At 68.4% G+C, this 15,240-nt stretch carries 12 protein-coding genes; 5 read left to right on the top strand and 7 right to left on the bottom strand.

The window, feature by feature from the left end:
- Nucleotides 1-192 precede the first annotated feature (192 nt).
- The 4 genes from WOC76_RS02240 to trpB all read left to right on the top strand — a co-directional run bounded on the left by WOC76_RS02240 (nt 193) and on the right by trpB (nt 7,093).
- Nucleotides 193-3,285, top strand: a complete 3,093-nt coding sequence (locus WOC76_RS02240) for a helicase-related protein (protein ID WP_341389520.1) — start codon at nt 193-195, stop codon at nt 3,283-3,285.
- A 225-nt stretch (nt 3,286-3,510) separates the two neighbouring features.
- Nucleotides 3,511-4,923, top strand: a complete 1,413-nt coding sequence (locus WOC76_RS02235) for a mannose-1-phosphate guanylyltransferase/mannose-6-phosphate isomerase (protein ID WP_341104163.1) — start codon at nt 3,511-3,513, stop codon at nt 4,921-4,923.
- A gap of 99 nt (nt 4,924-5,022) precedes the next feature.
- Nucleotides 5,023-5,664 (top strand): phosphoribosylanthranilate isomerase, encoded by a 642-nt coding sequence (locus WOC76_RS02230; protein WP_341104165.1) that lies wholly within the window; start codon nt 5,023-5,025, stop codon nt 5,662-5,664.
- Nucleotides 5,665-5,854: 190 nt separating this feature from the next.
- A complete protein-coding gene (gene trpB / locus WOC76_RS02225; protein ID WP_341104166.1) occupies nt 5,855-7,093 on the top strand; it encodes a tryptophan synthase subunit beta in 1,239 nt (412 codons plus the stop codon).
- 105 nt (nt 7,094-7,198) lie between these two features.
- Here trpB and WOC76_RS02220 read toward each other — a convergent pair whose 3' ends face one another.
- The 6 genes from WOC76_RS02220 to WOC76_RS02195 form a co-directional block, all read right to left on the bottom strand.
- Nucleotides 7,199-8,089, bottom strand: a complete 891-nt coding sequence (locus tag WOC76_RS02220; RefSeq protein WP_341389516.1) for a heparan-alpha-glucosaminide N-acetyltransferase — start codon at nt 8,087-8,089, stop codon at nt 7,199-7,201.
- Entirely contained in the window at nt 8,086-9,051 is a 966-nt protein-coding gene (locus WOC76_RS02215) for a hypothetical protein (protein WP_341108715.1), read from the bottom strand. The genes WOC76_RS02220 and WOC76_RS02215 overlap by 4 nt, the downstream gene beginning before the upstream one ends.
- A 46-nt stretch (nt 9,052-9,097) precedes the next feature.
- A complete protein-coding gene (locus WOC76_RS02210; protein ID WP_341104171.1) occupies nt 9,098-10,864 on the bottom strand; it encodes a hypothetical protein in 1,767 nt (588 codons plus the stop codon).
- Nucleotides 10,861-11,295 (bottom strand): GtrA family protein, encoded by a 435-nt coding sequence (locus tag WOC76_RS02205; RefSeq protein WP_341104173.1) that lies wholly within the window; start codon nt 11,293-11,295, stop codon nt 10,861-10,863. The genes WOC76_RS02210 and WOC76_RS02205 overlap by 4 nt, the downstream gene beginning before the upstream one ends.
- The gene (locus tag WOC76_RS02200; RefSeq protein WP_341431251.1) at nt 11,292-12,788 is read right to left on the bottom strand and encodes an NAD(P)/FAD-dependent oxidoreductase; all 1,497 of its coding nucleotides are present in this window, start codon (nt 12,786-12,788) and stop codon (nt 11,292-11,294) included. The genes WOC76_RS02205 and WOC76_RS02200 overlap by 4 nt, the downstream gene beginning before the upstream one ends.
- A gap of 144 nt (nt 12,789-12,932) precedes the next feature.
- Nucleotides 12,933-13,511, bottom strand: a complete 579-nt coding sequence (locus tag WOC76_RS02195) for a L,D-transpeptidase (protein ID WP_341104175.1) — start codon at nt 13,509-13,511, stop codon at nt 12,933-12,935.
- Between the two features lie 147 nt (nt 13,512-13,658).
- Here WOC76_RS02195 and mepA point away from each other — a divergent pair, with 147 nt between their 5' ends.
- On the top strand, nt 13,659-14,570 hold the full coding sequence (gene mepA / locus WOC76_RS02190) for a penicillin-insensitive murein endopeptidase (protein ID WP_341104176.1): 912 nt from the start codon (nt 13,659-13,661) through the stop codon (nt 14,568-14,570).
- 15 nt (nt 14,571-14,585) lie between these two features.
- On the opposite strand, the gene msrA is transcribed toward mepA, so the two are convergent.
- The gene (gene msrA, locus WOC76_RS02185; RefSeq protein ID WP_341389512.1) at nt 14,586-15,236 is read right to left on the bottom strand and encodes a peptide-methionine (S)-S-oxide reductase MsrA; all 651 of its coding nucleotides are present in this window, start codon (nt 15,234-15,236) and stop codon (nt 14,586-14,588) included.
- Nucleotides 15,237-15,240: the final 4 nt, after the last annotated feature.

Genomic DNA, 15,240 nt, shown 5'->3' with positions numbered 1-15,240 from the left:
AAACGAAAAATAGCCCCTATATCTTGAGTGAACAGAGCATGATTCGCCGCGCGTGAGCGATTCGGCCGTGATTCGTTCGCCGGCTGTTCAAAAGGTAAAGTCGCGCGGCGGCGAAAGTTCCGTTATGAGACGGTAGGCGCGAAAGGGCCGCGCCGAGAGAAAAAGAGAAAAAGAAAAGAAGCGACAGGACTCATGGCGCCGCTCCCGCCGGGCGCCCGCGCCGCCGCCCATGGGGTGACGGCGGTGCTCGGCCCCACCAACACCGGAAAGACCCACCACGCCATCGAGCGCATGCTCTCCTTTCCGAGCGGCGCGATCGGCCTGCCGCTGCGGCTTCTGGCGCGCGAGGTCTACAGCCGCGTCGTGGCCAAGGCGGGCGCGGCCAATGTCGCGCTGATCACGGGCGAGGAGAAGATCAAGCCGCGCGCGCCCGCCTATTGGATTTCGACCGTCGAGGCCATGCCGCGCGACATCGAGGTCGATTTTCTGGCGATCGACGAGATTCAGCTCGCCGCCGATCTCGACCGCGGCCACATCTTCACCGACCGGCTGCTGCGCTGGCGCGGGCGCCAGGAGACGCTGCTGATCGGCGCCGGCACCATGGCGCAGATGATCGGCGAGCTGTTCCCCGGCGCGCCGATTTTCTCCCGCCCGCGCCTCTCGCGGCTGAGCTTCGCCGGCGACAAGAAAATTTCGCGCCTGCCGCCGCGCGCCGCCATCGTCGCCTTTTCGGCCGAGGAAGTTTACGCCATCGCCGAATGGATCAAGCGGGCGCGGGGCGGCGCCGCCGTGGTGCTCGGCGCCTTGAGCCCGAGGACGCGCAACGCCCAGGTCGAGCTCTTCCAGTCCGGCGACGTGGATTACATCGTCGCGACCGACGCCATCGGGATGGGCCTCAATCTCGACGTGGACCATGTCGCCTTCGCCTCGGACCGCAAATTCGACGGCTGGCGCTACCGCCGCCTCACGCCCGCGGAATTCGGCCAGATCGCCGGGCGCGCCGGCCGCCACATGAGCGACGGCGCCTTTGGCGCGACCGGACGCTGCCCGCCTTTCGAGGAAGAGCTGATCGAGGCGCTCGAGGATCACCGCTTCGATCCGGTTCAGCTTCTCCAGTGGCGCAACAGCGATCTGGATTTTTCCTCTCCGCGCGCCCTGATGAATTCCCTGGAGAAGACGCCGGACCATCCCCGCTTCACCCGCGCGCCCATCGCCGTGGACCAGCTCGCGCTCGAGGCCGCGAGCCGCGACGAGGTCGCGCAAAAAAACGCCAAGACGCCCGCCGACGTGGCGCGGCTCTGGGAAGCCTGCCAGATCCCCGATTACCGCAAGACCTCGCCGCAGGCCCACGCCGAGCTGGCGCTGACCGTTTTCAGCTACATCGCCCGCAAGGGAAAGATCCCTCCCGACTGGATGGCCAGGCAAATCGACGCCGTGGACCGGGTCGACGGCGACATCGACGCCCTCTCCTACCGGCTCGCCCAGGTGCGCACGGTGAGCTTCATCGCGAACCGTTCCGGCTGGCTCGACGACGCCGAGCATTGGCAGAGCGTCGCGCGTCGGGTAGAGGACAGCCTGTCCGACGCGCTGCATCACCGGTTGACGCAGCGTTTCGTCGATCGCCGCACCAGCGTGCTGATGCGCCGCCTGAGAGAGAATGCGATGCTCGAAGCCGAAATTAACGCCGCCGGCGACGTTCTGGTCGAAGGCCAGCATGTCGGAAGCCTTCAGGGTTTCCGCTTCACGCCGGACCCGGGCGCCGCGGGTGAAGCCGCCAGGGCCCTGAACGCCGCCGCCCAGAAGGCCCTCGCCGGCGAGTTCGAGGCGCGGGCGACCCGCGTCTTCGACGCGGTCGACGACGCTTTCGTCCTCGGCAATGACGGCGTCATCCGCTGGCTCGGCGAGCCAGTGGCCAAGATCGCGGCCGGTCCGGCCGTGCTCTCCCCCACGACCCGCATTCTGGCCGACGAGCAACTGACCGGCGCCGCGCTGGAGAAGGTGCAGACCCGCCTCGATCTCTGGCTGGCCCAGCATGTCAAGAAGCTGCTCGGCCCGCTCGAGCAGCTCGAGAAGGGCGAGGGCCTCGAGGGCGTGACGCGCGGCGTCGCCTTCCAGCTCGCCGAGGAGCTCGGCGTCCTCGACCGCGCCCGCGTCGCCAAGGAAGTTAAAAGCTTCTCGCAGGAGGACCGCGGCGCGCTGCGCAAGCTCGGCGTGCGCTTCGGCGCCTATCACATCTATCTGCCGCTGCTCCTGAAGCCCGCGCCGCGCACGCTGGCCTCGCTGCTCTGGGCCCTCCAGCACGGCGGGCTCGACAATGTGAAGGGGCTGGACGAGGTGCCGCATCTCGCGGCCTCCGGGCGCACCTCCTTCGCGGCCGACGCCTCGATCCACAAGGGCTTCTATCGCGCCGCGGGCTTCCGCGTCTGTGGCGAGCGCGTCGTGCGCGTCGACATTCTGGAGCGCCTTGCCGATCTGATTCGGCCGGCGATCGCCTACAAGCCGGGCGTCACCGCCGGCGAGCCGCCGGCCGGCGCGGCGGATGGCGAGGGCTTCGTCGTCACCGTGGCCATGACCTCGCTCACCGGCTGCTCGGGCGAGGCTTTCGCCTCCATCCTGAAATCGCTCGGCTACGCCGCGACCCAGCGGCCCGGCCCCGCAATCACCGCGACGCTGATCCCGGCCGCCTCGACCGAGCCGATCGCGCCGAAGCCGGCTGACGGCGAAGCCGAGGCCGCGCCCGAATCGCCCGCCGAAAGCGCGGTCGTCGAGACCCCGGCGCCGGAAGCGGAAACGACCGAAGCTCCGGTCGCCGCCGAGGCGGCGCCCGAAGCGACGGAAACCCAAGCGGCGGAAACCGAAGCGACGGAAACCGAAGCCGAAGCCGCCGCCCCTGTCGAGCCGGCCCCCGAGGAAGCGCCGGCGCTCATCGAGGTCTGGGCGGCTCAGCGCCACGCCCATGCCGGCGGACCCCGCCGCCACGGACCGCCGCCGCAGCGCCGCGAGGACGGCGCCGAGGGCGAGCGCCGGCCGCCGCGCCGCGACAATCGGCCGCGTCACGCCGAAGGAGGCGCGGGCGCCGAAGGCCCGGCCCGCGACGCCGGCAAGCCGCGCTTCGACAAGAACCGCGCGGAGCGGGGCGGCCCCCGAGACGAGCGCCGCGATGACCGCCGCCCGCGGCCGGGCGGGGCGCCCCCGGAGAAGCGCGCGCGCCAGCCCGACCCCGATTCGCCCTTCGCCAAGCTCGCCGCCCTCAAGGCGGAGCTCGAGAAAAAGGGCAAGGGCTGACGCCCGCGCCCTCGCTTGGTCAAATTCTCGCCAAGAAACGGGCCGAATGGGATCTCGTTGGCTGAAGCCGGGCGCGCGGGGGCGCGCCCGCCCGCCCATTGCACCGGGCCGGCTCCTTCCGCCGGCGTTTTCGAAAGCGAATCATCCGGCGCGATTGCGAAAAGCTGCGGCCGCGCCGCGGCCCCTGTCCGCGAATCGCCGAGACGGGCTGGAAAGGGACTTGAGATGAGAAAAATCCTGCCGGTCATCATGTGCGGCGGCTCGGGCACGCGGGTCTGGCCGGAATCGCGCGAGACCCTGCCTAAGCAGTTCATCCCGCTCGTCGGCGAACGCTCGACCTTCCAGACGACCATCGCCATGCTGGCCGACCCGGCTTTCGAGAAGCCGATCGTCATCTCCAACATGGACTATCGTTTCCTCATCGCCGACCAGCTCCGCCAGATCGGCGCCGAGGCCGACATCGTGCTCGAACCCTCGCGCCGGGATTCCGGTCCCGCCGTCGCGGTGGCCGCCGGCCTCGCCGCGCGGCGCGCGCCCGACACGGTCGTCGTCGTCCTCGCCGCCGACCATGTCGTGCGCGACCGCGCCGGACTGGCGGAACTGTGCAAGAAGGCCGGCGAAGCGGCGGCGCAAGGCTATATCGTCACGCTCGGCGTCAAGCCGGACCATCCGGCGACGGGCTACGGCTATCTGCGGCCCGGCGCGCCTCTTCAGGCGGGCGGCGAGGTGCTCAAGCTCGACGCCTTCGTCGAGAAGCCCGACCGCGAGACGGCGCAGCGCTACATCGAGGCCGGCTACTACTGGAACAGCGGCAATTTCATCTTCCGCGCCGATGTGATGCAGGGCGAGATCGCCCATTTCGAGCCCGCCATCGCCGACGCCGCCGAGGCGGCGATCGAGGGCGCGACGAGAGATCTCGGCGCCTGCGTGCTCAACGCCGAGGCCTTCGCCCGCGCGCCCAAGAAATCCATCGATTACGCCGTGATGGAAAAAACCGAAAAGGCGGCGCTCATTCCCGCCGACATCGGCTGGTCGGACGTGGGAACCTGGCGCGCGGTCTGGGAGCTTTCCGAGCGCGACGCCTTCGGCAATTCGGTGCGTGGCCAGGGCGTGGTCATGGATGCGACGAATGTCCATGTGCGCTCCGAGGACACGCTCACCACCGTCGTTGGCGTCAATGACGTGATCGTCGTCACGACGCAGGACGCGGTGCTCGTGCTCAATCACGAGCATGGCGACCGGGTGAAGCAGCTCGTCGACGAATTGAAAACGCAGAACCGCCGCGAGGCCGGGGCGCACAAGCGCATCTTCCGGCCCTGGGGCTATTATCAGTCGATCGACGAGGGCCAGCGCTATCAGGTGAAGCGCATCGTCGTGAAGCCCGGCGAGCGCCTGTCGCTGCAAAAGCACTTCCACCGCGCCGAGCACTGGATCGTGGTGCGCGGCACGGCCGAGGTCGGCCGCGACGAGGAGCTGCATCTCGTCCACGAGAACGAGTCGATCTATCTCCCCATCGGCTGCAAGCACCGCCTCACCAATCCGGGAAAGATCGATCTGGAGCTGATCGAGGTGCAGACCGGCTCCTATCTCGGCGAGGACGACATCGTCCGCTTCGAGGACGCCTATAACCGGGGGTAGACGCCCTTCGTCATGGCCGGGCTCGACCCGGCCATACAGGACTCGCCGCAGGCGGCCCGGCGTGGATGGCCGCGACACGCGCGGCCATGACGTTCAAGCATGTCTGAGACACTCGTCAAAATCTGCGGTCTCTCCTCTCCCGAGACGCTGCTCGCCGCCATCTCCGCCGGCGCCGATCTGGCGGGCTTCGTTTTCTTTGAAAAGAGCCCGCGCCACATCGACCTCGAAACCGCCCGGACGCTCGGGCGCCTGGCCGAGGGGCGCATATCGCGGGTGGCGCTCACCGTCGACGCCGGCGACGCCGCGCTCGAGGAGATCGTCGGCGCGCTCGCGCCCGACATGCTCCAGCTCCATGGGCGGGAAAGCCCGGCGCGCGTCGCCGACGTGAAGGCGCGCTTTTCCCTTCCGGTCATCAAGGCCGTGGGCGTCGCGACGGCGGAAGACGTCGCCAAGGCCGCGGCCTATGCGGATGTCGCCGACGTGCTGCTCTACGACGCCAAGTCCGCGCCCGACGCCGCCGTTCCGGGCGGGGCGGGCGTCGCCTTCGACTGGGATTTGCTGACCGGCGTCGACGGCCAAAACTGGATGCTTTCGGGAGGACTCGACGCGGCAAACGTCGCCGAGGCGCTGCGCCGCACGAGAGCGCCGGCCGTCGACGTGTCGTCGGGCGTCGAGCGCGAAAGAGGCGTCAAGGACGCCGAAAAGATCAGAGCCTTCGTCGACGCCGTGCGATCGCTTTGATTTGGAGCCCGAAGGCTCTAAAGGTTCTCGACAGAAAGAGTCGCGTCTTTCGCCCCTTCCCGGCCCTCCCCCGCTGTGCGGGAAAGGGGGCAGGATGTGGCCTTCATCGGCGCCGCGGATCGCGCGGGTCCCCTCACCCGCTTGCGGGGGAGGAAAGGGAGGGGCGAAGAGCCAAAGAGGAATCCGTCCCTTGACCAAGCCGCTTCCCAATTCCTTCCGCGCCGGCCCGGACGAGAACGGCCGCTTCGGCATTTTCGGCGGTCGCTTCGTCGCCGAGACCTTGATGCCGCTGGTGCTCGATCTCGAAGCCGCCTATGCGGAAGCCAGAAACGACCCCGCCTTCCATGAGGAGCTCCAAGGGCTCCACAAACATTATGTCGGGCGCCCCTCGCCGCTCTATTTCGCCGAGCGCATCACCGAGCATGTGCGCGAGAAGGCCGAGCCCGGCAAGGGCGCCAAGGTCTATTTCAAGCGCGACGAGCTCAACCACACCGGCGCGCACAAGATCAACAATGTGCTGGGCCAGATCCTGCTCGCCCGCCGCATGGGCAAGAAGCGCATCATCGCCGAGACGGGCGCCGGCCAGCATGGCGTCGCCACCGCCACCGCCTGCGCGCGCTTCGGCCTGCAATGCGTCGTCTATATGGGCGCGGTCGACGTCGAGCGTCAGAAGCCCAACGTCTTCCGCATGAAGATGCTCGGCGCCGAGGTCGTGCCCGTGCAGTCCGGCGCGCGCACGCTCAAGGACGCGATGAACGAGGCGCTGCGCGACTGGGTGACCAATGTCGCCGACACGTTCTATTGCATCGGCACGGCGGCGGGGCCGCATCCCTATCCGGCCATGGTGCGCGACTTCCAGTCGATCATCGGCAATGAAACCCGCGTCCAGATGCAGGAGATGGAGGGGCGCCTGCCCGATTCGCTCGTCGCCTGCATCGGCGGCGGCTCCAACGCCATCGGCCTGTTCCATCCCTTCCTCGACGATCCCTCGGTCGAGATTTACGGCGTCGAGGCCGCGGGCCACGGCATCAATGTGAAGAACGGCCACGCCGCCTCGCTCACCGGCGGCAAGCCCGGCGTTCTGCACGGAAACCGCACCTATCTGCTGATGGACGACGACGGCCAGATTCTCGAAGGCCATTCGATCTCGGCGGGGCTCGATTATCCGGGCATCGGTCCCGAGCACAGCTGGCTGCACGACACGGGGCGCGTGACCTATATCAGCGCGACCGACAAGGAGGCCCTCGACGCCTTCCAGCTCTGTTCGAAGCTCGAGGGCATCATCCCGGCGCTCGAACCTTCGCACGCGCTCGCCAAGGTGCTGGAGCTCGCGCCGCAAAAGCCCGTCGATCACATCATGGTGATGAACATGTGCGGCCGCGGCGACAAGGACATCTTCACGGTCGCGGAGCATCTCGGCGGCATGTGAGCCTGTTCCACCGTCATGGCCGGGCTCGGCCCGGCCATCCTTCTGGATGCCCGCGACAGGCGCGGGCATGACGAGGAACGGGCGCTCTCGAGTCGGGCGCGCAGGTTAATTCCCCACGCAGCCTGCCGCGATTTCCTGCAATCGCCGCCCCCGTTCGGCGTCGTCGCGCGCGCCGGCGAAGGCCTTGTCGCGCTGCGCCTCTTCGGCCGTGCAGGCGCAGGCCTTTCTGCAGAACCCCCTCTCCGAGCCTTCCGCGACGCAGCCGCTCACACATTGGGCGACAAAGTCGCGCATGTCGTCCGCCGGCGGCGCGACCGCTATCAATGCGGTGAAGAGGCCGAACAGCAGCGGCTGATGCAGAAGATAGATCAGCAGGCTGTGGCGGCCGAGGCTATCGAGCCCCTTCACCCCGGCGCCGCCCTGGGGAAGCGCAAACGCCCGCGCCGCTCCCACGCCGAGGAGCATCGCTCCCGCCCAGGGAAAAAGCGGCCGCCAGTCCTGCGTCAGCGGCTCGACCGTGCCGAGGCCCAGCCATTGCAGCCAGGATGAATTGAAGACGGGCGACGCCGCGACGTGAGGCGCGGCAAGAAAGAGCGCGCCGGCCGCGAGCGCCGCGGGCCAGGGCAGGAGCAGGAATGGAGCCGAGAGCAGGCTCGCCGCCGCGATGCAATGGAGAATGCCGAAGAAGACGAAGGCGCTGGGGAAGACGATCCAGGTTCCCACGCTCACCAGCGCCGCCGCCCCGGCGACGATCCCGAAGCGGCGCCAGAAGGAGCCCCAGCGGATCCCCTTGCGATGGGCGAGGACGAGCGACACGCCGGCGATGAACAGAAAGGCGAAGGCGATCGAATGGCCGAAGGCCTTCACCGGCGCCGACCAGGGGATCGTGCGCTCGATATAGCCGAAATGAGCGAGGTCCCAGATCAGATGAAAGGCGACCATCGCCACAACGGCGAGGCCGCGCGCCGCGTCGAGGGCGCCCCAGCGCGCCGTCATCTGGCCGCCGCGCCCTGGAACTTCGAAAAGACCATGTCCGGCGCCGAGAGATTGTGGCGCGAGGGCAGATGGCGGCCGACCCAGACCTCGGTGGCGCTGGCGCCGGGAAAGTCGATGACGGGCGCCTCCTCCCAGCCCTTCCCGCGCTTGGAGCGCCAGGCGACGATCGCCGCGTCGCTCATCGTCTCCATGGCGTACATGGAGCGCAGCGCCGCGAAGGGCCGGCCGCCCGGCATGGCGTCGGTGAAGGAGACGTCGAGCGTCAGCCGCTCCTGATCCGCGCTTCTGAGCGCCAGCCGCGCCTCGCCGCCGCGCTTGAATTTCAGGGTGAAGCTGCGCGTTCCCGGATCGAAGGCGATCTCCTCCAGAGCGACGATCGGACGCTCCTGCGTCTCGACGGGACCGACGAGGAAGGAGGAGCCATAGGCGGTCCAGCGCATGTCCTCGAAGGGCAGCGGCCGCGCGCGCCAATAGCCGTCGGGCGGATAGAACACCATGATCTCCTCGGCGCGCTCGCGATACCACATCCAGAACTGCACCAAGTGGAACCCCTGCTCGACCGTGTCGCCGATACGGATCGGCACGTCATTGGGCCGCCAGAAGGAGGGGAAGGTGTAGCCGGTCATCCAGAATTCCGGCGTCTCCCAAAAGGTGCGCCGGCGCGCCTGGGAGAAGAATTTCGGATCATGCGAGAGATCGCAGCTCGACCAGTCCGGCGCCCAGCGGTCGGAAACGATGGTGTTGATATAGGACGGATGCACCGCCTGAATTTGAAGGCTGCGGATGCGCGGCGAGACGAAATCGAGCTCGATATTGTCCTTCTCCGCGCAAAGCTCCGGCACGGATTTGTTCTCGACGCGGATCTGGAGCTCGTCGGAAAGCTCCTGTGCGGAAGGCTGCGCAAGAGCCGGCGCGGCGGCGAGGGCGCCGGCGCCGAGGAGGAAGCGGCGGCGGTCGTAAATGTTCAAGGTTCGGTACCCTTCAAGAGGCGGCCTGATGCCGCCGCTTCTATTCCACGCGCCTCGGGGCGAAAACAAGGAGGGGCGCGCCTTGCGCCACACGTCGCTCCAGCCACGAGGGAGCCTCGCCGCGCGCGAGCATGGCCGCGAGGCCGGCAGGCGCGGCCTCGACCAGCGGCGAGGGGCCGTCGATCGCCGCGCACCAGACGATGAGCTCCGCCCCGGCCGCGCGCGCGATCTTCTCGGCCTCCTCGGGCGGCGCGAGGAAAACATCCGCGGCGATGCGGTTGCCGTGATTGTTGCGATGATAGGGTGCGGCGAAAACGCTGTGCGGCGTATGGGCGAGAATATGGCTGCCGAGACTGAAGGAGGCGAGCGCGCGGGACGGCGGAAAGGCCGCCAGCGGGGCGAGCGCCTGCGGCGTCAGGCAGGCGCGTTCTCCGGCGGCGCCTGCCGTCTCCTCGGGCGCGAGGAGGAGCGCGAGGCCGATCGGCGAGACGAGGGCGGCCCCGGCGCATGTCAGCGCGGCGCGCAGGGCCGGCGAGACGCGCAAGCGTGAGAAAAGCGCCACAAGGGCGGCGGCGAGCGGCGCCATGGCGAGAGGCGTGACGGAGGTGAAGACGCGTATCTGCCAGAGGCCGGCGGCGAAACCCGCGGCGATCGCCGCGCCGATGAGCAGCCAGCGCCGCCTCGAAACGCCGCGCGTAACGCGCACGAAGCCGAGCGCGGCGCAAAGCCCCAGTGCGACGGGAGCCGCGACGGCGATGGCGGCGGCGCGGTTTTCCGCAAGGAGGGCGGCGAGCGGCTTCGCCTCCGCGACATGGGCGAGCCAGAGGCCGCGCAGCAGGGGATCGAGCCCGACGAGCGGATCGCCGAGACAGCGCGGCGCGACAAGGGCCACGCAAGCGAGCGTCGCCGCGCCCGCCACCGCCGCCCCCAGAGCGCGCGCCCGCAGGTTCGTCAGCCGATCGGAGAGCAGCGCCAGCGCCGCAAGCGAGAGGGCGCCGGCGGCGATCGCCGCGAGATGCACGAAGGAGAAGGCGTCGCAGGCCGAGCGCAGATAGGCCCCAGGGGGGACCGTCGCGACATAGAGAACGAGGGCGGCGGCGAGCCCGCCGGCCGCGAAGGACAGAAGCTGCGCGCGCGAGGCTTCGCCGTCTCGGAGAAAGAGCAGGACCGGCGCGGCGGCCATGGCGATGAAGAAGGGCGCATTCTCCAGGCTGATCGCAAGCGAGAAGGCCATCAGCGCGGACGCCGCCGCGAGGCGCGGCGCAAGGCGCGGATCGAGGCCCTGGAGCAGCAAGCCCAGGGACGCCGCCAGCGCCACGATCTGCGGGGCGTGATGGTCGATGCGGCCGGGCGCGAATTGCAGGAACATCGGGCCCGACAGGAACGCAAGCCAGATCGCGGCCAGACGCGCCGCCGCGCCGGAAAGGATCGCGCCGAGCCAGCCGACGAGAGCCAGAAGGGCGGCGAGCAGCGCGGCGGGAAAGAGGAGCCTTGTGGCCCGCTCGGCGCGTTCCGGCGACAGAAAGGCCGAGAAAAAGAGATCCGAGGCGGCGAGCGGCAGGTCGACGATCCTCGACCAGTGCATCGCAAGCCCGGCCGGCGGATCGATCCGGCGGACGACGGAATCGAACCAGCCCTGTCCCGCGAGGAAGTCGCGCAGCTCGACGGCGCGCAGAGCGTCGTCGGAATCGAAAAAGGCGCCCGTGCGCCAGACGGCCTCGATCTGCCCCTGCGTCAGCAGGACAGCGAGTGCGAGGGAAAGAAGGAGCGTCGCTGCGACAGGCAGGCGCGGATGCCGGCGGCTCATTCGCGGCGCGCCCCGGAGAAGAGCAGCGCGCGCCGCGCGGTGAAGTTGAAAAGGAAGACCAGTCCCGAGGTCGGTATTTTGGAGAGCGGAACCGAAATCCCCGCCCCCTCGACGAAAAGCGTCATCAGCGCCTCGGTGAGCGCAAGGCCCGCGAGACCGGTGACAAGGAAACACGCGATTTCGGCGCGCGCCGGGCGGCGACGACGGCCGGGGAAGACGCAGGCGACGCTCAGGACGTAAATCAGCGCCAGGCCGGAGAGAAACCCGAGCGCCGCGGCGATGGCGGGGACGACGCCCAGCACGCGGTGAAGGAGCATCAACACGGCGACGTCGAGGGCCAGCGCCGCCGCGCTGGCCAGGCCATACTTCACGAGATCCGCAAGGACGCGCCCCGTGAGCGCGCTTGCGCGCGAAACGCCGGCGACGCTCATCGCGCGGCCGCCCGGCGCGGAACGAGGCGTTCGCTCGAGAGCGCCTCCTGCGCGCCGGAGACGCCGGCCTCGGAATATTCCGCGTCCTCGTTGACCTGCCAGACGTCGAAGACCGTTTCGCCGCGGATGACGTTCAGCGCGGCCAGCATGCCGGTCATCATCGCATGGTCCTGATTGTTGTATTTGTGCATGCCGTTGCGACCGATCGGATGGAGCGTCGGGAAACGCTCGGCGATCTCGCGGCGAATTGCGTCGACGTGATGGGCGTAATGCTCGTCATAGACGGGATAGGCCTTGGGCTGCCGCACGACGCAGGCGTCGGTGACGTCGTCGGGGTTCATCAGGCCGATCGCGCCGATCTCGCGCTCCGCCAGCGCGATCAGCTCCTCGTCGGGCGCGGACCAGAGTCCGTCGCCTTCGAAGCAGAAATATTCGAGGCCGAGGCAGGTGGAAACGCCGTCGGCGATCATCTCCGGCGACCAGCTGCGGAAATTCTGCACGCGCCCGACGGTCACGCCAGGATCGTGGATATAGACCCAATTGTCGGGCAATTCCTTCTGCGGGCGGCCGATCAGCACGACGGTGAGAAAATCGCGGTATTTGAGCGCGCGCGCATTGAAGAGGGTCAGGGGCGTCGGCGTGAGGGCGTTCATGAGGTCACGCATCGGCGCGGAGGACATCACATGCCGGGCCTCGTGGGTCTCTACGGTTCCGTCCGGCCCCCGCGCGCGCACGGTCCAGAGCCTCGCCCGCGCGTCATAGGAGAGCCCTTCGACCCGGCGGCCCATCAGCAGGCGCCCACCCCCCTCCTGCATCTTGCGGGCGCAGGCCTCCCACATCATGCCGGGACCCTTGCGCGGATAGAGAAAGGACTCGATCAGCGTTTTCGCGCCCGTCCCGGCGCGGCGCAGGCCGAGCGACCGGCGCAGGCCGTCGGCGATCGCCGCGCCGAGCGACAGGCCCTTGATCCGCTGCGCCGCCCAATCGGCCGAAATCTCGTCGCAGCCCATGCCCCAGACCTTTTCGGTGTAGGTCTTGAAGAAGATTCCGAAGAGCCGCTCGCCGAACTGATTGCGCACCCATTCGTGGAAGGTGCGCGGCGCTTTCACCGGAAACGCCTTCGCATAGCCGAAGGACGCCATGCAGAGGGCGCTTTCGACGAGGCCGAGATTCCTGAGCGCCTCGAAGGCTTTGAGCGGATATGCGTAGAACTTGCCCCGGTAATAGATGCGCGACAGGCGCGGCCGCTCGAGAAAATCGTCAGGGAGAATCTCGTTCCACAGATCGACGATCTCCTTCGACTTGGAGAAGAAGCGATGCCCGCCGATGTCGAAGAGAAAGCCCTTGTAGCTCGCCGTGCGGGAAATGCCGCCGACGTGAACGGGATCCTGCTCCAGCACGAGCGCCGTGCGGCCATGCCTGGCCAGCGTGTAGCCGGCGGTCAGGCCCGCCGGACCCGCGCCGATGATGATCGTCTCGATAATGTCGCCCATGCCGGCCCCGAGGGGACCCCGCGCCGCGCGCGGGGCCGCCGTTCCTTGGCGAAGCCACAATAGCTCCGCTCAAGTCTGGACTTTGCCGCGACACGGTTAAGGCAAGGTTTAAGCTCCAACCTGGAACGTGGGCGACGCTCCTCGTCAAAACAGCGACATCGGATCGGACTGCCAGCTGCGCACCGTCCGGCGCGGGTGATGGCGGACCGGCGCATAGGCGAGGGCGTGGCCATGATGGCCATGGCGCAGGCTGGCGTAATGCGCCGGATTGCGGCGGTGCGTCCCCGCGTAGCGCGTCGGGCTCGCCGGCGGGGCGCCGGTGATCGAGATGCTGCCGCCCTCGGCCTGAACGATCTCGTAGAGGCGCCTGGCGTTGGCCGGCGACAGGCGGACGCAGCCATGCGAGGCGGGGCGACCGAGCGCGCCCGTGGCGTAGGTGCCATGAATGGCGTAGCCGCCCCGAAAGAAGATCGAATAGGGCATCGGCGACATGTGATATTTGCGCGAGTAATGCATGAGCTGCATGCCCGTCGGGGCATAGGAGCCGCGCGGCGTGTAATAGCCCGCGCGCGCCGTCGACACCGGCCATGTGTAGCTGCCGGCGTCCGAATCGACGCGCATCGTCTGGGTCGAAAGATCGATGTGAATATTGGCGGTGGCGCGGGCGAGGCCGATGGAGGCCAGGAGCGACGCCAGCACGAAAAAGACAAGTTTCAAACGCATGAGAACCACTCCGACGCAACGCGTACCGCCAAGAGTGTCGCTGACGCTTGCGCAACCGGCAATATGAATGAAACGTTAAGGTTGACGCCCGAAGATGGCGGGGCGCCGCCCCGGCGGGGCCGGCAACCGCTCAACGGCGAAATCAACATGCGCGCATCGACACTTGCGATCTTGGCGGCGATGACCGGGCTTCTCGGCGCCGCGGCCTTCGCCCAGGAAAAGGGCACGCTCGATCCCAGGCCCCTCCCGCCGCTCGCCCACCCGTCCGACCCATCGACGCCCGCCAAGGAGCTTTTCGGACGCGCCCGCGAGAGCGCGCCGCTCGATCCCGATCCGATCGGCTTCTATTCGCGCGGCTGTCTTGCGGGGGGCGAGGAGCTGCCGGTCAATGGCGCGCATTGGCAGGTCATGCGGCTATCCCGCAACCGCAATTGGGGCCATCCGGCCCTCGTCAAATTCCTGGAGCATTTCTCCGCGAAGGCGGCGCAGGCCTCGGGCTGGCCCGGGCTTCTCATCGGCGACATGTCGCAGCCGCGCGGCGGCCCCATGCTCACCGGCCACGCCTCCCATCAAATCGGCCTCGACGCCGATATCTGGCTCACCCCAATGCCGGAGCGGGAACTCTCCCGCGCCGAGCGGGAGGAGATGTCGGCGACCGACGTGGTGCGGGAAGATCTTCTCGACATCCGGCCGGATGTGTGGACGCAGGGGCATGTCGCGGTGATCCGCGCCGCCGCCCTGGAGCCGAAAGTGCAGCGCATCTTCGTCAATCCCGCGATCAAGCGGGCCTTGTGCCGCGTCGCCGAGGGAGAGCCCTGGATGCGCAAGGTGCGCCCCATGTGGGGGCACAATTACCATTTCCACGTGCGGCTCTTCTGCCCCGACGGATCGAGTTGCCGAGATCAGGACCCGACCCCGGCGGGCGACGGTTGCGACCAGTCTCTCGCCTGGTGGTTCACCGACGAGGCGCTCCACCCGAAAAAGTCGGGGAAATCATGGCCGCCGATGACCATGGCCGCCCTGCCCGACGCCTGCCGGCAGGTGCTCAAGGCGCAGTGACGCCGCCCGCGGCCTTCAGGCCGCGCCCGTTCCGACCGGGCAGGAGACGCCCGTGCCGCCGAGCCCGCAATAGCCGCCGGGGTTCTTGGCGAGATACTGCTGGTGATAGGCCTCCGCGTAATAGAAGGGCGGCGCCTCTTTTATTTCCGTGGTGATCGGCCCACGGCCCGCCTGCGTCAATACGCGTTGGTACTCCGCGCGCGACGCCTCGGCGGCGGCGTATTGCTCCGGGCTGGAGACATGGACGACTGAGCGATATTGCGTGCCCACGTCATTGCCCTGGCGCATCCCCTGCGTCGGATCGTGATTCTCCCAGAAGAGCTTCAACAGGCGCTCGAAGGAGAGGACCGCAGGAAAAAAGACGACGCGCACCACTTCGGCATGGCCGGTGCGTCCGGTGCAGACGTCCTCATAGGTCGGGTTTTTCGTGGTCCCGCCGGCATAGCCCACCGCCGTGACATAGACGCCGTCGCCCGCCTGCCAGAATTTGCGCTCCGCGCCCCAGAAGCAGCCCATGCCGAACAGCGCCTCCTCGGCTCCGACCGGGAAGGGCGGATCGAGCGGATGGCCGTTCACGAAATGAAAGGCGCCGTGGGAAACGGGCGCGTCGCGATCCGGCAGGGGACCGAGGCGTCGGGCGAGGGAGAGCTTGTCGAAAAGAGACATGCCC

Origin of the sequence: Methylocystis sp. IM3, assembly GCF_038070105.1 — a bacterium.
Taxonomy (GTDB): Bacteria; Pseudomonadota; Alphaproteobacteria; order Rhizobiales; family Beijerinckiaceae; genus Methylocystis.
This window is presented reverse-complemented; position numbering and strand designations above follow the sequence as displayed.